16 protein-coding genes and 1 tRNA gene are annotated in these 17,525 nt (G+C 67.7%); 10 read left to right on the forward strand and 7 right to left on the reverse strand.

Features of this window, described 5'->3' with window-relative positions:
- The first annotated feature begins 103 nt into the window (after nucleotides 1–103).
- A complete protein-coding gene (locus ASC65_RS12245; protein ID WP_056453608.1) occupies nucleotides 104–2,938 on the forward strand; it encodes a hypothetical protein in 2,835 nt (944 codons plus the stop codon).
- 79 nt (nucleotides 2,939–3,017) lie between these two features.
- Here ASC65_RS12245 and ASC65_RS12250 read toward each other — a convergent pair whose 3' ends face one another.
- The 4 genes from ASC65_RS12250 to ASC65_RS12265 form a co-directional block, all read right to left on the reverse strand.
- A complete protein-coding gene (locus ASC65_RS12250; protein WP_056453611.1) occupies nucleotides 3,018–3,344 on the reverse strand; it encodes a hypothetical protein in 327 nt (108 codons plus the stop codon).
- Between the two features lie 2 nt (nucleotides 3,345–3,346).
- Complete coding sequence (locus ASC65_RS12255; protein WP_056453614.1) at nucleotides 3,347–3,622, reverse strand: DUF2312 domain-containing protein; 276 nt, start codon at nucleotides 3,620–3,622, stop codon at nucleotides 3,347–3,349.
- A 175-nt stretch (nucleotides 3,623–3,797) separates the two neighbouring features.
- The gene (ykgO, locus tag ASC65_RS12260; RefSeq protein WP_056453617.1) at nucleotides 3,798–3,923 is read right to left on the reverse strand and encodes a type B 50S ribosomal protein L36; all 126 of its coding nucleotides are present in this window, start codon (nucleotides 3,921–3,923) and stop codon (nucleotides 3,798–3,800) included.
- Between the two features lie 238 nt (nucleotides 3,924–4,161).
- A complete protein-coding gene (locus tag ASC65_RS12265; protein ID WP_056453620.1) occupies nucleotides 4,162–4,527 on the reverse strand; it encodes a hypothetical protein in 366 nt (121 codons plus the stop codon).
- Between the two features lie 469 nt (nucleotides 4,528–4,996).
- On the opposite strand from ASC65_RS12265, the gene ASC65_RS12270 reads away from it, so the two are divergent.
- The 6 genes from ASC65_RS12270 (at nucleotide 4,997) to ASC65_RS12295 (ending at nucleotide 10,218) form a co-directional block, all read left to right on the forward strand.
- Nucleotides 4,997–6,271, forward strand: a complete 1,275-nt coding sequence (locus ASC65_RS12270) for a lytic murein transglycosylase (RefSeq protein WP_056453622.1) — start codon at nucleotides 4,997–4,999, stop codon at nucleotides 6,269–6,271.
- Nucleotides 6,272–6,432: 161 nt separating this feature from the next.
- The gene (locus ASC65_RS12275) at nucleotides 6,433–7,293 is read left to right on the forward strand and encodes an AAA family ATPase (protein ID WP_056453624.1); all 861 of its coding nucleotides are present in this window, start codon (nucleotides 6,433–6,435) and stop codon (nucleotides 7,291–7,293) included.
- Between the two features lie 248 nt (nucleotides 7,294–7,541).
- Complete coding sequence (locus ASC65_RS12280) at nucleotides 7,542–8,372, forward strand: hypothetical protein (protein WP_056453627.1); 831 nt, start codon at nucleotides 7,542–7,544, stop codon at nucleotides 8,370–8,372.
- 132 nt (nucleotides 8,373–8,504) lie between these two features.
- Entirely contained in the window at nucleotides 8,505–9,098 is a 594-nt protein-coding gene (locus ASC65_RS12285; RefSeq protein ID WP_056453630.1) for a YfbR-like 5'-deoxynucleotidase, read from the forward strand.
- A 2-nt stretch (nucleotides 9,099–9,100) separates the two neighbouring features.
- A complete protein-coding gene (locus ASC65_RS12290; RefSeq protein ID WP_056453633.1) occupies nucleotides 9,101–10,042 on the forward strand; it encodes an NUDIX hydrolase in 942 nt (313 codons plus the stop codon).
- Nucleotides 10,043–10,128: 86 nt separating this feature from the next.
- Nucleotides 10,129–10,218: transfer RNA gene (locus tag ASC65_RS12295), tRNA-Ser, on the forward strand.
- 108 nt (nucleotides 10,219–10,326) lie between these two features.
- Here ASC65_RS12295 and ASC65_RS12300 read toward each other — a convergent pair.
- The 3 genes from ASC65_RS12300 to ASC65_RS12310 all read right to left on the reverse strand — a co-directional run bounded on the left by ASC65_RS12300 (nucleotide 10,327) and on the right by ASC65_RS12310 (nucleotide 13,461).
- Nucleotides 10,327–10,842: a hypothetical protein gene (locus ASC65_RS12300; protein ID WP_156459653.1), complete on the reverse strand. Its 516-nt coding sequence runs from the start codon at nucleotides 10,840–10,842 to the stop codon at nucleotides 10,327–10,329.
- Nucleotides 10,843–11,212: 370 nt separating this feature from the next.
- Complete coding sequence (locus ASC65_RS12305; protein WP_056453639.1) at nucleotides 11,213–12,526, reverse strand: mechanosensitive ion channel; 1,314 nt, start codon at nucleotides 12,524–12,526, stop codon at nucleotides 11,213–11,215.
- 125 nt (nucleotides 12,527–12,651) lie between these two features.
- Nucleotides 12,652–13,461: an SDR family NAD(P)-dependent oxidoreductase gene (locus ASC65_RS12310; protein ID WP_056453643.1), complete on the reverse strand. Its 810-nt coding sequence runs from the start codon at nucleotides 13,459–13,461 to the stop codon at nucleotides 12,652–12,654.
- A gap of 111 nt (nucleotides 13,462–13,572) precedes the next feature.
- Here ASC65_RS12310 and ASC65_RS12315 point away from each other — a divergent pair, with 111 nt between their 5' ends.
- The 3 genes from ASC65_RS12315 (at nucleotide 13,573) to ASC65_RS12325 (ending at nucleotide 17,525) form a co-directional block, all read left to right on the forward strand.
- Entirely contained in the window at nucleotides 13,573–14,142 is a 570-nt protein-coding gene (locus ASC65_RS12315; protein WP_056453646.1) for an SRPBCC family protein, read from the forward strand.
- 25 nt (nucleotides 14,143–14,167) lie between these two features.
- A complete protein-coding gene (locus tag ASC65_RS12320) occupies nucleotides 14,168–15,343 on the forward strand; it encodes a zinc-dependent alcohol dehydrogenase (protein ID WP_056453649.1) in 1,176 nt (391 codons plus the stop codon).
- Nucleotides 15,344–15,458: 115 nt separating this feature from the next.
- A complete protein-coding gene (locus ASC65_RS12325; RefSeq protein WP_056453654.1) occupies nucleotides 15,459–17,525 on the forward strand; it encodes a glycoside hydrolase family 65 protein in 2,067 nt (688 codons plus the stop codon).

The raw sequence follows: 17,525 nt of genomic DNA on the forward strand, positions 1-17,525 counted from the left end.
TGCCACACCGGTCGCGGGCCGCAACTCCCGGTTTCGTCGTTGAAACACGACGGAAACAGCGAGGCGGCACGTTCTAAGTCGTTGTCTCTCCCCGGAACGCCGCATGCTTCTCGTTACGACCGCCCTGTCCGGCCTCATGGCCGGAATGATCCAGACCGCGCCGGCGCCGGCGCAGCCGCCTCAACAGGTCCCGGTCGTCCAGCAGCCCGCTGAAGAGCCCGCCGTCCCGACCGCCACCGCCGAGGAAGCCGAGGACGCCGTCGATCTGGGCGTGGTGAACGCCACCGGCCAGCGCCCGCGCGGCAGCGTCGACAGCGACATCCCGCCGGACCTGTCGCTCAACGCCGAACAGCTCCAGGCCTACGGCGCCTCGACCATCGAGGAGCTGCTGACCTACCTCGAGCCGGCGACGCGCAGTTCGCGCGGCTCGGGCCCGCCGATCACCCTGGTCAACGGCCGCCGCATCTCCGGCTTCCAAGAGATCCAGGGCATCCCGCCCGAGGCCATCGAGCGCGTCGACATCCTCCCCGAGGAAGTCGCGGTCGAATACGGCTACCGCCCCGAGCAGCGGGTGGTGAACTTCGTCCTCAAGTCGAATTTCCGCTCGATGACCGGCCAGCTCGAGGGCCGCACCCCGACCGACGGCGGGCGCACCAACACCGAGATCAACGGCAACGTCCTGCGCATCTCCGGCGCCGGCCGCTGGTCGGTGGACGCGGAGTACGAGCGTTTCACGCCCCTGTTCGAGAGCGAGCGAAACCTGATCCGCGAGTCGGGCTCGGAACCGTTCGACCTGATCGGCAACGTCACCGGCCCGCTCAATCCGGCGATCGACCCGACGCCCAACGATCCGTTCGGTGAAATCGACCCCGCGCTCTCCGGCCTGGTCGGCCAGCCGGTGAGCCTCACGCCGGTTCCTCTCGGGACTGGCCCGTTCTCCCTGAACGACTTCGCCGCGGCCTATGGCCCGGCCCGCACAGGCGATCTGGGCGCGTACCGCACCCTGCTGTCAGGCAGCGAGCGCGCCACCGCCCGCGGCACCTTCAAGACCGACATCGACGGCAAGACCCAGGCGACCATCAGCGGCAGCCTCGAGGACGTCTCGACCCGCAGCTACAACGGTCTGCCGGGGGTCATCCTCGATCTGCCCGCGGCCAACAGCCAGTCGCCCTTCGCGAACGATGTCCTGGTCTTCCGCTATCTCGACTCCGCCGACGCCCTGCAGCGCCGCAACGACACCCTGACCGGCAAGGTCGGGGTGCTGTTCGACGGCTACCTCGGCGAGGACTGGCGCTGGACCCTGTCGGGCAACTACGACCGCGTCGAGACCGACACGATCACCGGCCGGGGCTACCTCGCCGAGCCCTTCCAGACGCGTCTCGACGCCGACGATCCGACCGCCAATCCGTTCGGGACCCCGTCGCCGGACGACTTCACCCGCATCCCGGCCGACACCGCCAATTCGGTCAACCAGTACCTGGCCACCGAACTGGTCCTGAATGGCGACCTGTGGGACCTGCCCGCCGGCGGCGTGTCCTCGACCTTCAAACTGGGCGCCGACACCCGCTCGCTCGACTCCACCAGCACCCGCTTCAATCGCGAGACCGGCGACATCGTCACGCTCGACCGCTCGCAGTCGCGCGACCGCTACAGCGGCCAGGCCAGCTTCAACATCCCGGTCGCCAGCACCCGCAACGAGGTCCTGCCCGCGGTCGGCGACCTGTCGTTCAACGTCAACGCCGGCTTCGAGGACCTGTCCGACTTCGGCGGCCTCGGCTCTCTGGGCGTCGGCATGAATTGGGCCCCGTGGGAGAAGCTCTCCTTCCTGGTCAGCTACACCGACGAGCAGGCCGCCCCGACCATCGGCCAGCTCAACGACCCGATCCTCACGACCCCCAATGTGCCGGTCTTCGACTTCACCGCCGGCGAGAACGGCGAAACCGTGCTGGTCACCCAGATCACTGGCGGCAACCCCGATCTCGACGCCGAGGACCGCAAGGTCTGGCGCGCTGGCTTCACGCTGAACCCGATCAAGGACACCGACTTCCGGATCCAGTCGACCTGGACGCGGACGACGATCGAGGACTCGATCAACGTCTTCCCGGCCATCACCCCGGCGCTCGAGGCCGCCCTGCCCGACCGCTTCATCCGCGGCCCCGGCGGCGAACTGCTATCGGTCGACGCCCGCGCTCTGAACTTCGCCCGCGCCGAACGCCAGGACGTGAGGACCGGCTTCAACTTCTCCAAGGCGTTCGGCAAGCCGAACCCGGCGGCCGCCGCTGCGGCGGGTCCGGGCGGCGGACCGCGTCCGATGGGCGCGCCGATGGTCGTGCGCATGGAAGGCGGCGGCGGCGGTGACGGCCCGCGCGGCCCGGGCGCCGGCGGGCCCGGCGGCGGCGGCATGCAGGTGCGCATGGGCGGCGGCGGTGGACGCGGCGGCGGCATGCAGCCCGGCCAGGGCCGCTTCAACTTTTCGCTCTATCATACCTACCGGATCCAGGATGAGATCCTGATCGCCGACGGCATTCCCCCGCTGGACCTGCTGGACGGCGACGCCACTTCCAGCCGCGGCGGCAGCCCGCGCAACGAGGTCCAGGCCCAGGCCGGCGTCTTCCGCAACGGCATGGGCGCCTTCCTGAACGCCAACTGGCGCGAGTCGACCCGCCTCGACGGCGGCACCGGAGAGGACCTGACCTTCTCGGACCTGACGACGGTCAACCTCAACATGTTCATCGACCTGGGCCAGCAGGCCAAGCTCGTCGAACACTACCCGTGGCTGAAGGGCTCGCGCCTGAACCTCGGCATCCAGAACCTGTTCGACCAGCGCATCGAGGTGACCACCTCCAGCGGCGAGACTCCGCCGCTGAACTACCAGGCCGACTATATGGACCCGCAGGGCCGGACTATCGGGCTGACGTTCCGGAAGATCCTGTTTTGACGAAGGTTCTAGGTTCTAGGGGCTAGAAAAGGGGAGTGGTTCTGACCTTGCGCCGTCCCTAGCCCCTAGCCCCTACCCCCTAGAACCTCCGCTTGGGCTTCTCGCCCTTCGCCTTCGCCGTGATCTCCTTGAGCTTGCGGCCCTGCATGGACGACAGGGCCTTGCCCGGCGCGCCCAGTTCGGGATCGGCGAAGGCGCGGCCGTGGGTCTTCACCCGCTCGCTGACCGAGTCCAGGAACTCGCCCTCCCATTCGGACAGCGAAACGCCCGCCTTCTCTGCCGAGCGGCGGGCGCGCTTCAGTGCGTTGAGGGCCGCCCGCTGGGCGGCCTTCCGTTCGGCTTCGAACGGGCTGAGGGGCGGCTTCTTCGCGCCGCCCTTGCCCCCGCCGAAGCCGGTTCGCTTCAGTGTCAGATCTCGCCGAGGGCGGACATGTACAGGTCGAGGATCGCTTCCTCTTCCTGGCGCTTGGCCTTGTCCTGCTTGCGAATGCGGATGACCTTGCGCAGCACCTTGACGTCGTAGCCCTCGCCCTTGGCCTCGGCGAAGACCTCCTTCATGTCGGTCATCACCGCCTGCTTGTCCTCCTCGAGGCGCTCGAGGCGCTCGATGATGGTGCGCAGCCGGCCCTGGGCCGTGGCGGTCAGGACGTCGGGCGACGAATCGAAGGCGGCGTCATCGGCCATGGAAGTACTCCGGAGAACTGATTGGGGAGCGCCCGGGCCGTCATCAGCCGGAAGCGCCATCTGGGTCGACGCTAACCACGTCGCCGCGACCGACTCAACGCCGGACGCGAAAAAGGCTGCGGACAAGTCCGCAGCCTTGTTTCTTTACGTCGCGCCGTGTCCGGCGCGGGACGCCTTAGCCTTGCTTGGCTTTGAAGCGCGGGTCCGTCTTGTTGATCACATAGACGATGCCCTTGCGGCGCACGACTTTACAGTCGCGGTGGCGACCCTTGAGCGACTTGAGCGAGCTGCGGACCTTCATGGTCGTCGTCCTGAGGCAAAGCAAAATAGAAAAGCCGCGGGGCAAGCCAGCGGCGGAGGCGGTGCGTATAGAGAGGGTTCCGCGCCTCGTCAACCAGACAGGGACGCCCCTCCCCGAATTCCTTCGAGGTAGGCTCCATACCCCGGCGACCGCCTCTTGTCGCGCCATCGCGATCCGGACCGCCGGCTCCGGCGAGATCATGCAGTCCCGGCTTCGACGCCGGCGCCCCAAGCCCCGCCTAGAGGCCTAGGAAGTAGGCGACGAACAGCAGTCCCATGACGAGATCCGCACTCACCATCAGCACGGCGACGCGCTGACGACGCAGGGACGTGCCGAGGACGAGCGCGGCGGCCGCGAACTTCTCGGCGGTGGCGAGCGCCATGATCGGCGGGCGGATCGCCGGGTCGAACGCCGCAAGGACCAGCAGGACGCCGAGACCGCCGATCATCAGCCCCAGAAGCCGGGTGACGGCCACGTTCGCCGGCTCAAGCGCCTCCACGCCGAAGATCAACCTCATCAGGAGCAGCGGCGCCACGAACAGGCCGAACACGCCGGCGGTCAGACCCCCGCTGACGATCAGGATGGCCGAGATCGCGTCGCTCATCTGCACGCCTTTCGCTCGCCCGAAAGATGCGCGCCGCGGCCAGGCCCCGATATCGGCTCGAACCCCGATGCCTGACGCCCTTGCCTGATGGCCGGCGCGACGCCGACCTAGCGGCGGAAGCCCGGAATCTCCGAACCGAACCGAGCCACCGGACGGATCTCCGCGTTGACGTGGCCGCACCGGTAGCAGACATGCCCCCGTCGGCGCTCGGACCAATAGGTCTCGTGACGACACATCGAACGCCTCAGCAGGCTGAACATGGCGAAGTCCTCTCTCGGAGGTCTTATCCAGCGTCGCGGTCAAGCTAATGGTCAAGCTGGCCTTTCGGTCTATATCGCTCGTTGTGGGCCGGGGAATCGAGCGATCCGTTGCGTCGCCGCCGCACTGTGGCCCCGGTATTGCAGCAACGCTTCCGCGTCTCGCGCACTTGTTATGACGGGGCCGCCGTCGGGGACACTAGCCTGTAGCCATGAGATTCAGCCTTCGCCTCCTCCTGATCGGAACCGTCGCCGCGTGCGCGCCCATGCTGCCGGAGCCGCCGCCCGTGGCCCCGACCCCGGCGCCCGCGCCCTCCCAGCCCGCGCCGACCGCGCCGTCCACTGCGCCCGCCCCCGCTCCGGTGGTCGACCAGGCCGGCTTCGACGGCTGGAAGCAGGGCTTCCTGGCTCGCCACGGCGGGACCCGGCGCGCCGAGTACGAGCGCGAGCTCAGCGGCCTGTCGCCCGACCCGTCGGTGATCCGCCTGGATCGTAACCAGCCCGAGTTCAGCCGCCCCGCCGGCGCCTATGTCCAGAACGCCGTCACCCCGGTGCGCATCGCCCAAGGCCGCGCCCGCACCGAGCGCGTGCCGTGGGACGTGGTCCAGCGCTTCGGCGTGCCGTCCGAAATCCTGGTCTCGATCTGGGCCCAGGAGTCGGCCTTCGGCGCGGTCCAGGGCGACTATGACGTGGTCCGATCCCTGGCCACCCTCGCCTATGACGGCCGCCGCCGCGACTGGGCCGAGGACCAGCTCAAGAACGCGCTGGACATCATCGTCGACGGCAAGCGCAGCCGCGGCGGCCTGAAGGGCAGCTGGGCCGGGGCCATGGGGCAGACCCAGTTCATGCCCGACAACTATCTGCGCCTGGGTATCGACCAGAGCGGCGACGGCACGGTCGACATCTGGAACTCGGACGCCGACGCCCTCGCCTCGGCCGCCAACCTGCTGGCCCAGGCCGGCTGGAAGCGCGGCCAGTCGTGGGGCTACGAGGTCAAACTGCCCGCCGGCTTCGACTATTCCGAGGCCGAGGGCGACAAACACCCCTGGCGATACTGGGCGGCCAAGGGGGTGACCCTGGCCGGCGGCGGCGCCCCGAACGCGGCGGAAGCCGGCGAAGAGGCCGCCATCCTGCTGCCCCAGGGCGCGCGCGGCCCGGCCTTCCTGGCCCTGCCGAACCACTACGCCATCCGGCGCTACAACAACTCGGTGTCCTACGCCCTCGCCATCGGCCTCACCGCCGACGGCATCCAGGGCAAGCCGGGCCTGACTGCGGCCTGGCCGAGCGATGCGCCCCTGTCCCGCGAACAGCGCATCGGCGCCCAGCGCGCCCTGACCGCGCTCGGCTACGACACCCAGGGCGTCGACGGCGTCATCGGCGCCAACACCCGCGCCGCCCTGCGGCGCTGGCAAATGGCGTCGGGCCGCCTCGCCGACGGCTACCTGACCGCCGATCTGGCCGACGAGCTGATCCGCCGGGCGGGGTGAAGCCCGCAAGTGATTAGTGGTTAGTGATTAGTGGTTGGCCCGAGCCAGCCGCAAAAACCTGCGCGCAACGAGCGCTTTCGCTCACAGCCGCCAATCACTAATCACTAACCACTAATCACTCGGCCAAGCGCTGCCCGCGACCATCGGAGCTCCCTCGTCCTATGTCCCGTTTCGAAGGCACCTCGAACTATATCGCCACCGACGACCTGAAGGTGGCCGTCAACGCCGCCGTGGCGCTGGAGCGGCCGCTGCTGATCAAGGGCGAGCCGGGCACCGGCAAGACCGTCCTGGCCTATGAGATGGCCCGCGCCCTCAACGCGCCGCTGATCACCTGGCACGTCAAGTCGACCACCAAGGCCCACAACGGCCTGTACGAGTACGACGCAGTCTCTCGACTGCGCGACAGCCAGCTCGGCGAGGCGCAGGTCCACGACGTCCGCAACTATCTGAAGAAGGGCAAGCTGTGGGAGGCCTTCACCTCCCCCGTCCGCCCCGTTCTGCTGATCGACGAGATCGACAAGGCCGACATCGAATTCCCCAACGACCTGCTGCAGGAACTCGACCGCATGGAGTTCTACGTCCAGGAAACGGACGAGACGATCCGCGCCGAGATCCGCCCCGTGGTGGTCATCACCTCGAACAACGAGAAAGAGCTCCCCGACGCCTTCCTGCGTCGCTGCTTCTTCCACTACATCCGCTTCCCCGACGACGAGACGATGAAGGCCATCGTCGAGGTCCACTTCCCCGGCATAAAGCCGCGGCTGGTCTCCGAGGCGCTCAAGACCTTCTACGAGATCCGCGACACGCCCGGCCTGAAGAAGAAGCCGTCGACCTCGGAACTCCTCGACTGGCTGAAGCTTCTGTTGGTCGATGATGTCGACCCCGAAACCCTGCGCGAGACATCGCCGAACAAGCTCATCCCCCCGCTGCACGGCGCCCTGCTGAAGAATGAGCAGGACGTCCATCTGTTTGAACGGCTGGCCTTCCTCAGCCGCCGCGAGGGCTCGCGGCCCGGCGGCTGAACAGCGGGCTGGTGACACCGGGCGCATTTCGTGCAGTCTGGGGCGGAGGTCCGGGGGGACATCCATGATCCAAGCCGCAGCGCCCGGAAACGTGCGCGTCCTCGTAATGCCCGCCCCGGCGCGGCCGCACGACGACCTTACCTGCGCCGTATCCCTGCGGACAGGTTTGGTCACGCCGGTTACCGCGATTTCACTGGATTCGCCGCCCGCGAGGCGCAGGATACGGCTGAGTTAAGGACTACCAGATCATGTTTCTCCGTCCGTTCCTGATCCCCACCGTTTGCGCCCTGGCCGCGCTGACGGCCGCGTGCGACGGCGACGGCGTGCGCATCTCGTCGACCCGTACCGAGGAGCCTGACGCGAAGGGCGCTCTGAAGGTGGTCGACGCCCTGCAGTGCCCGCAGACCATGGGCTCGCTGGCCCGCAAGGGCAGCGCCAGCGCCGAGGGCACGATCTGCACCTACGCCGGCCCGCGCGGCGCCGAGGTGACGCTCCACATGGTCAAGCTGAACGGCAAGCCGGCTTCCGAGGCGCTGAGAAAGTTCGAGGCGGACCTGTCCGCCGCCTTGCCGCACGCCATGGCCCAGCTGAAGAGCGCCAAGGCGCACGCCGAGGCTGAAGCCGAAGCGGCCGCTGCGGCCGGCCATGCCGGGACGCTGCCGAAGGACGGCGTGGACATCCAGGCCAACGACGAAGACGCCACCATCAGCATGCCGGGCCTGCACATCGAGTCCAAGGGCGACGACGCCAGCGTCCGCATCGGCGGCTTCCACATCGACGCCAACGACGGCGAGGGCCGGGTCAACATTGAGGGCGAGGCCAACGGCGACAACGTCAGCGTCCAGGCCCATCAGGACTCCGCCGAGATCCGCACGCGCGCCGCCGGCGAAGCCACGCGCGCCAGCTGGATCCTGACTGACAACCGCGCCTCCGAGGCCGGCTGGCGCCTGGTCGGCTATGAGGCTCGCGGCCCAGCCGGCGGCCCGATCATCGTCGCCACGGTGCGCTCGCGCGACACCAATCGCGGCCGGGTCTTCGAGGACGCCAAAGAGCTGGTGGCGCTCAACGTCGGGGAATAAGCCGCCTCGACGCTTGATCGCGCCGCCCCGATGGGTCACGACACCGGGCCACGCGAACAGGAAGCCGCCTTGGCCGTCACGACCCGATCCTCGTCTCAAGCCCCCAAGAACCCTCCTAGGGCCTGGCAGCGCATGCTGTCCGGCCGCCGCCTGGACCTGCTTGATCCGTCGCCCTTCGACATCGAGATCGAGGACATCGCGCACGGCTTGGCGCGCGTGGCCCGCTGGAACGGCCAGACCATCGGCGAGCACGCCTTCTCGGTGGCCCAGCACTCCTGCGTCGTCGAAGAGATCGCCGCCCACATCAAGCCGGGTCTGGAGCCCAAATGGCGTCTCGCCGCCCTGCTCCACGACGCCTCGGAATACGTCATCGGCGACATGATCTCGCCGTTCAAGGCGGCCCTGGGCGTCAACTACAAGGCCTTCGAGGCCCGCCTGGAAGGCGCCATCCACGTTCGCTTCGGCCTGCCGCCCAAGAACCCGGCAGCCATCAAGACCCTGATCAAGAAGGCCGACCGCGCCTGCGCCTTCTTCGAAGCCACCCAGCTGGCCGGCTTCAACAAGAAGGAGTCGCTGAGCATCTTCGGCGCTCCGCCCGCGGGCTATGACCTGGTCATCGAGCCCCTGCCCGCCCCGATCGCCCAGCAGCGCTATCTCGAGCGCTATCGCGTGCTGGCCCAGGCCGTCGGCCTGATGCCCGCCCCCGACGCCTGGCACACGGAGTAGGCATGGCCGAGCCGGGGGAACAGGGCGTCCGCATCGGCCTGTCGGCCGTCGTCATCGCGCTGCGCGACCGCAAGGCCTGCGTCCTGACCACGATCGGCCACGACGGCGCTGTCGCCCTGCCCTTCGGCCCCTTCGATCCCGCCCGCGACCGCACCTTCGAACGAGCGCTGCGCGACTTCGTCACCGAGCAGACCGGCTTTCGCCTCGGCTTCGTCGAGCAACTCTACACCTTCGGCGACTTCGGTCGGGACAGCCCGCGCGCCACCCCGGGCCCCGATCGGCGTCGGGAGGTCTCGGTCGGCTACCTGGCGCTGACCTCCGACGCCGCCGACGCCCCGATGGCCGAGGCGCGCTGGATGCCGGTGCTCGACATCTTCCCGTGGGAGGACCGCCGCGGCGGCGCCCCCGTCTGCCTCGCCCCGCTGCTCGCCGGCCTCGCCCGCTGGGCCGAGGGCGATCCCCGCCGCCAGGGCCGCGTCGACACCCTGTTCGCCCCCGCTCCGCCGCATCGCTGGAACGAGGGCCGGGTGCTGGAGCGCTACGAACTGCTCTACGAGGCCGGCCTGGTCGCCGAGGCCGCCCGCGACCGCGACGCCGCGGTTCCCTCCGATGCTTCGGGCCGCGCCATGGCCTCCGACCACCGCCGCATCCTCGCCACCGGCCTCGGCCGCCTGCGCAGCAAGTTGCAGTACCGCCCGGTCCTGTTCGACCTGATGCCGTCCGCCTTCACCCTGTCCGAGCTCCAGGCCGCCGCCGAGGCCGTTACAGGCCTGTCGCTGCACAAGCAGAACTTCCGCCGCGGGGTCGAGCGCACCGGCCTGGTCGAGCCCACTGGCCGCCTTTCCGCAGCCACAGGCGGTCGCCCGGCCGAGCTTTTCCGCCTGATCGACGGCGATCATTCGGCCGGCGAGACCCTCGGCCTGCCGCTTCCTGCACAACGCTGACGATTTTCCTCATCTGCCCGCTTGCGGCCCGGGCGAACCCCCATTAGAGAGGCCGCTCGCTCGACCAAAGCGTCTATCGGCCCCGCGGAGAGGTGGCAGAGTGGTCGAATGTACCGCACTCGAAATGCGGCGTGCCTTTACGGGTACCGTGGGTTCGAATCCCACCCTCTCCGCCACCGCCGCTGAATTAGTGTTATAATTCAGCGGCATAGGCAGAACAGTCCCGCCAGTACCAACTCCAGTCCCCATATTGGCATCAGAAGCCCGACAATGACCGGGCCTGATCACTCGCACGCGGCGATAGCGGTTCCGCCCATGATTAGGAACGTCGGTACATGCCGCTCCTCGTTTATCACGAGCGAGATCTCGACCCGCTGACCATCAACCAGGCCTAAGAAGCTGGTCATGCCCTGACTGGAGCCGGTGATCACCAAGTTCTGCAGCGCCCACATATTATAGTCGGCGGCGTCGAAGACGTTCTTGCACATGATCGCCGCCTCGAACTCCCGTCCCGGCACGGCCGCCCCGCGCTGCTGGACAAGATGATATTCGTGGTATCGCTCATTCCGTTTGAGCGTTCCGCCCAGCTGCGTCTCGGCGCCGATCAAATCGAGTTTGCGCCGATTTTCGGCCTCTTCGCGCGCGGCGTATTCCCGCTCGATCCGTTCGGCCTCCGCCGTGGCAGCGGCCAATTGTTCGGTGGGCGCTTCCGCAGCAGTTTGAGCGGCTTGCGGCGTTGTGGCGGAAGCGCTCGGCTCATCACAAGCCGTCAAGCCCAGCGCCAAGGCGCCGGCCAGCATCAAGTGTCGTTGCACGTTCATCCCCGTGTTTCGCCACAGCTTGCGCCGGGACGGTTGAACACGCGCACACAGGGAACGCGCCTCCCGTATTCCCTACGAGAGGTATTGTATTCCGGGAGCCGCCCGACAAAGCGGGGTCTCCTGTGTTCACGGCATGCGCGGTCGTGGTCGGTGTTCAAGCCGAAGCGCGACGGCACGTTATTCCACGATCAACGGGCACAAGCTAGGCGTCGTAGGTGTCAGAGCCTACCTGTGCCGGGCGCGCTGGTCATCAAAGCGGCCAGAGTGGGCGTCCCGACCATAATAGTGCGGGCCGCTCCTCTGTGGAGCGGCCCGAAAGTCTTTCGCAAAGAGATCCAACCTGGCGGACTCAGGTCCGTGGGGAGCGCGGACGGCCGGTGATCTTGTCGGCCCACATCTGAGCCACCTTGCCGGCAGCGTCTCGTCCGCCAAGCCCGAAGGCGAGAGCGACCGCCACCGCCGCGGCTCCAAGGATGAGTCCGAAGGCCAGGAGCACGATGTCGTCCGCAATGCCCATGAACCGTAAGCCCATGGCCGTAGCGAGGGCGATGGTTGCCCAGCGCACGAGGGTGGAGGCGAAGCCGTCTGCGCCGCGGGTGCCGCGGTTGATCAGACGCGCCAGGATGCCGCCGATCAGTACACCGGCCGTGATGATGATCGCGCCGACGATGACATGGCCGGCCAGCGACAGGATCTCCTGCAGGGTGATGGCGATGGAGCCGAAATCGAGGAGCTTAGCGGCCTCGACGGCCGTGAAGGCGACAATAGCGATCATGGCGATCTTGCCGACAATCGCCGAGGGCGTAAGGCTCTTGGTCTCCTCCGCGCCCAGGGCCCGCGCTGTGGCGGGCGTGACGTCGCCTGCATAGGGAGCAGTCGATGCCGTAGGCGCGGGCGGCTCCGTGGTCGACAGCTTGGTGAGGCTGGTCAGGCTGGAGATGCTGCGGTCAAACCCGGTGGCGGGAAGAATGCGCTCGATAAGCTGTGCGACCCAGCGCCCGATGAACCAGCCGACGGCGAGGACGATGGCGGCAGCCAGGACGTTCGGGATGGCGGCCAAGACGGTCGTCAGCACCGCGACCGCCGGGACGGTCAGGGACTGAATATTCAGCTGCTCGAGGGCGGCGATGGTGATGGGGATCAGCACGAGCACGAACAAGAGCGTCCCGATGGCGGTGCTGACGCCAGTGGAGCCCGTGGCGCGTGACAGGCCGGCCTTCTCAAGCCAGCGATCCACGTTGGCGGCCTTCAGCGCCGCCTCGGCGACGCGTTTGACGAGGGTGGCGACGACGAAGCCGATGAAGAAGATCAGCACCGCGCCGAGGACATTCGGGATAGCCGAGGCCACCTGGGTAAGCAGGGCGTCCAGAGGCGAGACCACCTGACCCAAGTTGAGCACGCCCAACGCCGCGACCACACCGAACAGCAGGATCAGCCAAAAGGCGACCTCGCCTAGGCTGGCGCCGACGGAATGTTTGGGGTTGTCGCTCGGGGCGGCGCTGGCGGCGCCGGGAATGCGGTTGATGCTCTTGGCCAGGGCCCATTTCGCGGCCTTGCCGATGAACCAGGCCGCAACAAGGATAAGGACCGCGGCGGCCGCCTTCGGGGCCCACTCATACAGCAAGGCGTCCCAGCCGATGAATTCGTATTCGTTGGTGTGCATAGGACCCTCAGGGCGAACGCGGACATGCGTCTTCGCCCGGCCTAACCGATCTCCCCTTCGCCGGTTCCGCAGGGTCGGCTATGCGACCCGTGGGTGTCCGGCTTCAGATCGGGCCAGCGATTTCGTCAGGTCTGGCCGGAGCCCGGCTCCGCCATCTTGCGGTGCTGCTCCGCCAGGACAGACTGGGGCGTGACGGCGGCCATGGCGGCCTGCAGCTTGTTGCTCATGCCGGCGACCACGTCGCCATCGCCGCGTCGCATGGCCTCGTAGCCGATACGAGCGACGTCGGCGGGATCCATCTTCTTGTCTGACTGGCCCACCTTGGTGTCCATCAGACCGGCCCGTTCAAAGAACTCGGTGTCGGTCACGCCCGGCATCAGAACGGTGACGCTGACGCCGCTGTCCTTCAGTTCGTTCCGAAGGGCGAAGGAGAAGCTGTCCACGAAGGCTTTCGAGGCGTTGTAGACGGCCTGGAAGGAGCCCGGCATCAGGCCAGCGATGGAGCCGGTGAACAGGATCCGCCCCTGACCGCGGTCGCGCATGGCGCCGCCGACCAGATGGACCAGGCGCACCGTTCCCGTGACGTTGGTGTCGATGACGTGGAGGATGTCCTCGAAGCGTTCGTCGAGAAACCCCTTGCCCAGACCATGCCCGGCGTTGGCGGCCAGGACGTCGACGGGACGGCCGGCGATCTTTCCGATCAGCGACTGCACGCCCTGTTCGGTCGCGAGGTCGACCTCGACGGCGTCGACGCGGGCGCCCAAACCCTCGAAGGCCTGGACCGCTTCGGCCAGCGGCGTGTCGGCGGCGACGACCAGGTCATAGCCGTCGTCGGCCAGCAGTCTGCCCAGCTCATAGCCGATTCCGGAAGACGCGCCGGTGACCACGGCGAGGGGCCGAACGGCTTCGGCAGGCGTGCGGGAAAGGTCGGTCATGAGGGGCTCCTTTGCGGGTCCGGACAACCCGCCGCGCCGGGGCCGGTTCCGACGATCGCGTGGAACGAAGCGCGAAACCGATCGCTTGGGGGGCCTCACGAGGAAGCCGACATGTCCGAGACAGCCCCGTCCACCGACGCCGACGTCCAGTCGACCGCCTACACCGACGATGACCGGGTTGAGGGCGAGTTCGAGGCGTCCAGCGTCCGCGCCGTCATGATCAACCGCCCGCGGCAGGCGCTCTACGCCTTCTGGCGCGACTTCAAGAACCTGCCGACCTTCATGGAGAATGTGAAGTCGGTCGAGCTGATGGACGGTGACCGCTCCAGCTGGGTCGTCGCCGGCCCGGCTGGCAGCGAGGTCGAACTGGTCAGCGAGATCACCGAGGACCGCCCCGGTGAATACATCGCCTGGCGCTCGCTCAGGGAGAGCGACATCGACCACGAGGGCTGGATCGAGTTCCGCGACAACGCCTTCGGCCGCGGCACGGAGGTGCGCGTCTTCATCAGCTATGACCCGCCCGCCGGGACCGTCGGCAAGCTGGTCGCCAAGGTCTTGCAGCGCGAACCCCGCGTGCAGGCCCGCCGCGAGCTGCGGCGCTTCAAACAACTGATGGAGACGGGGGAGATCCCGACCTCCAAGGCGCCAGACGCCGCACCCCGCGCCGACCGCCACTGGTGACCCATTCGATTTTTAGGAGACGCGTATGAGAGCCCTGACCTGGCACGGTAGGCACAATGTTCAGGTGGACACTGTTCCCGACCCGCAGATCGTCAATCCGCGCGACTGCATCATCAAGATCACCGCCACCGCCATCTGCGGCTCGGACCTGCACCTCTACGACAGTGTCATTCCCGGCATGTCGAACGGCGACATCCTGGGGCACGAGTTCATGGGCGAGGTCGTCGAGATCGGCCGCGGCAACACCAGCCTGAAGATCGGCCAGAAGGTCGTGGTGCCCTTCGTCATCGCCTGCGGCCAGTGCTTCTTCTGCGGCAAGCAGCAGTTCTCGGCCTGCGACAACTCCAATCCGGCCGACAAGGCCGACGCCTCGGAGATCGCTTACGGCTATCCGGCGGCCGGCCTGTTCGGCTACTCCCACCTGACCGGCGGCTACGCCGGCGGCCAGGCCGAATACGCACGCGTGCCCTATTCGGACATCGGCCCCATCGTCATCCCGGACGGCATCGAGGACGAACGGGTGCTGTTCCTGTCGGACATCTTTCCGACCGGCTGGATGGCGGCCGAGAACGCCCAGATCGAGCCCGGCGACACCGTGGCCATCTGGGGATGCGGCCCGGTCGGTCTGTTCGCGATCAAGAGCGCGAAGCTGATGGGCGCCGGCCGGATCATCGCGATCGACCACCACCCCAACCGCCTCGCCCTGGCCAAGGCCAACGGGGCGGAGGTGCTGAACTACCACGAGGTCAAGGTCCGCGAGGCACTGACCGAGATGACCGCCGGAATCGGTCCGGACGCCTGCATCGACGCGGTCGGCATGGAAGCCCACGGCTTCTCGCCCGACAACATCATCGATGCGGTGAAGCAGGAGACCAAGCTCGGTACAGATCGCCAGCACGTCTTGCGCGAGACCATCATGGCGTGCCGCAAGGGCGGCCGCGTCTCGGTGCCCGGCGTCTACGGCGGCATCGGTGACAAGCTGCCGATCGGCGCCTTCATGCAGAAAGGTCTGACGATCAAGACCGGCCAGACCCATGTGCAGAAATACCTGCCTCAGCTGCTGGAGCTGGTCATGGACGGCAAGATCGACACCACAGATCTCATCAGCCACCGGCTGCCGCTCGAGCAGGCCGCCGAGGGCTACAAGAACTTCCACGACAACCCCAATGAATGGACCAAGGTGGTCCTGAAGCCGCACTGACAAAGGAGCGCGTTGTGGCGCCTCGACCCTTCTTGACGGAGAACAGCCGCACGGCCTTGCTTCCTTACGTCCGGGCGGGCGCCCACTCGTCCTCTCAATCGGATCGTTCAATCCGATGAGCGCCTGGAGTCCGATCAGTCCGCCGGTCGAGAGGGGACCTAGGGGCCCGGCCCTGCCGGCCTATGTCTCCAACGGGCTGATCGGCCTTCGCTTGCGGGAGAATCCGCTCGAGTCGGGCATGTGCATCATCAGCGGCTTTGTAGGCGAGCACCACGAAAGGCGTATCGAAGCAGCGGTCGCGGCCCCTTATCCGCTAGCGGGCGACATTGCGCTCGACGGACTGTGGAGCGCGGACCAGCCCCGCTCGGTCGAGCCGATCGCCCAAGCCTATGATTTCGAGACCGCCGAGCTGACGAGCCGACTGGCGGTCCGCCTCGGTGAGCGGCGCGCCGACATAGAGATCGTCGCATTCGCCAGCCGAACGCACCCGACGATCCTGTGGCAGGAGATCAACGTCGAGGTCGACGGCGCATGCGATCTGATGGTCCGCGCGAGACTGGACACGACGGGACTGCGCGGCCGAATGCTTGAGCGACGGCTCGACACCCCGGGTGAGGACGAGCCCGTTTGCGACGGCTCCATTCTATGGGAGTCGGAAGGCGCCATGGGCCGTTGCGGCCTGGCCTTGCTGACCGACGCCCCCGAAGACGCCGAGCGCAGTCAGGAGCCCTGGGACGCCCTGGGCCCGCTCTCCACGACCTGGACGCTGCGCGCCAGGAAAGGTCGACGCTATCGCTTCCGTCAACTCGTCAGCCTGATCCCCGACGCCCTGCACCACCAACCGCACCGTCACGCAGTCCGAATGATCGCGGCGGCGAAAGACACCGGGTTCGATGAACTGCGCACCCGCAACAGGGCTGTCTGGCGCGACCTCTGGAAGGGTCGGATCCGTCTCGTCGGCGCCGAGGCGAAATGGCAGGCGATGGCGGACGCCGCCTTCTTCTACCTGAACACCTCGGTCCACGCCTCCTCGCCGTCGTCGACCTCCATCTACGGCCTCGCGACCTGGCGCGACTACCACTACTATTTCGGCCATGTGATGTGGGATGTGGACGCCTTCGCCATCCCTCCGCTGGCATTTTCGCAACCGGACGCGGCGCGGGCGATGCTTGAGTTCCGGTTCCGCGGGCTGCCGGCGGCGCGGGCCAACGCACAGACGCTGGGGCGGCTGGGCGTGCAGTTTCCCTGGGAGGCCGGGCCGCTGCGGGGCGAGGAGGCGGCGCCTGGCGGAGCGGGGGCTGCGGCGCGGGAGGACCACATCAATATCCACGTCGCACGGGCCTTCGCCTGGTTCGCCGACGTGACCGGTGACGAACAGTTCCTGCGCGAGAAGGCCTGGCCGGTCCTGTCCGGCGTGGCCGATTGGTTCGTGGACCGGGTCGATCGCGCCCGCTCCGGCTACGACCTGCGCGAAGGCGGCGGGCCGGCGGAACGGAAGGAGACGGACGACAACGACGCCATGACCTTGCTGACCGCACGTATCATCCTGGAGCGGGCCTCGGCCACGGCGGCCACCATGAGCCTGCCGGCGCCGAAGGCTTGGAACCGGGTTGCGGAGGGCCTGAACGTCCCCGTTCGGGCCGACGGGGTCATAGCCACGCACGACGACTACCGGGTGACCGAGGAGAAGGGCGCGACGCCCTCCCCGCTCATGGCCTTCTTTCCCTACTGGGCCGAGGTCGACGCCGACACGATGCAGAAGACCCTGACCTTCTACCTGAGTCTCTGGAAGGACTATGTCGGCTCGCCGATGCTGCCGGCGCTTTACGGAGTCTGGGCGGCCTGGACTGGCGACCGGGTCCTGTCGCTCAAGCTGCTGGACGAAGGCTATGGTCGGTACCAATACGGCCGCTTCCAGCAGACCCTCGAATACCGGCTGGACCTTCCGTCCGAGGGCGTCGCGTCGGGTCCGTTCTTCGCCAACATGGGCGGTTTCCTGACTGGCCTCATGTTCGGTTTCACGGGCCTCAAGGTGGGCCCTGACGATCCTGAAGACTGGCCGAGCCGGACGGTCGTCTTGCCTGACGGATGGGAGGCGATCGAGTGCGACCGGCTATGGGTGCGCGGCCGCCCCATGAAGCTGCGGGCGCGGCACGGCGAGCGGGCGGAACTGACCGACTGA

Origin of the sequence: Brevundimonas sp. Root1279, assembly GCF_001425945.1 — a bacterium.
Taxonomy (GTDB): Bacteria; Pseudomonadota; Alphaproteobacteria; order Caulobacterales; family Caulobacteraceae; genus Brevundimonas.

Coding starts and splice junctions, on each gene's coding strand:
- ASC65_RS12275 (WP_056453624.1), top strand. CDS start 6,433: ATGTCCCGTTTCGAAGGCACCTCGAACTATATCGCCACCGACGACCTG.
- ASC65_RS12320 (WP_056453649.1), top strand. CDS start 14,168: ATGAGAGCCCTGACCTGGCACGGTAGGCACAATGTTCAGGTGGACACT.
- ASC65_RS12310 (WP_056453643.1), bottom strand. CDS start 13,461: ATGACCGACCTTTCCCGCACGCCTGCCGAAGCCGTTCGGCCCCTCGCC.
- ASC65_RS12315 (WP_056453646.1), top strand. CDS start 13,573: ATGTCCGAGACAGCCCCGTCCACCGACGCCGACGTCCAGTCGACCGCC.
- ASC65_RS12290 (WP_056453633.1), top strand. CDS start 9,101: ATGGCCGAGCCGGGGGAACAGGGCGTCCGCATCGGCCTGTCGGCCGTC.
- ASC65_RS12285 (WP_056453630.1), top strand. CDS start 8,505: ATGCTGTCCGGCCGCCGCCTGGACCTGCTTGATCCGTCGCCCTTCGAC.
- ASC65_RS12270 (WP_056453622.1), top strand. CDS start 4,997: ATGAGATTCAGCCTTCGCCTCCTCCTGATCGGAACCGTCGCCGCGTGC.
- ASC65_RS12255 (WP_056453614.1), bottom strand. CDS start 3,622: ATGGCCGATGACGCCGCCTTCGATTCGTCGCCCGACGTCCTGACCGCC.
- ASC65_RS12265 (WP_056453620.1), bottom strand. CDS start 4,527: ATGAGCGACGCGATCTCGGCCATCCTGATCGTCAGCGGGGGTCTGACC.
- ykgO (WP_056453617.1), bottom strand. CDS start 3,923: ATGAAGGTCCGCAGCTCGCTCAAGTCGCTCAAGGGTCGCCACCGCGAC.
- ASC65_RS12280 (WP_056453627.1), top strand. CDS start 7,542: ATGTTTCTCCGTCCGTTCCTGATCCCCACCGTTTGCGCCCTGGCCGCG.
- ASC65_RS12305 (WP_056453639.1), bottom strand. CDS start 12,526: ATGCACACCAACGAATACGAATTCATCGGCTGGGACGCCTTGCTGTAT.
- ASC65_RS12325 (WP_056453654.1), top strand. CDS start 15,459: ATGAGCGCCTGGAGTCCGATCAGTCCGCCGGTCGAGAGGGGACCTAGG.
- ASC65_RS12300 (WP_156459653.1), bottom strand. CDS start 10,842: ATGCTGGCCGGCGCCTTGGCGCTGGGCTTGACGGCTTGTGATGAGCCG.
- ASC65_RS12245 (WP_056453608.1), top strand. CDS start 104: ATGCTTCTCGTTACGACCGCCCTGTCCGGCCTCATGGCCGGAATGATC.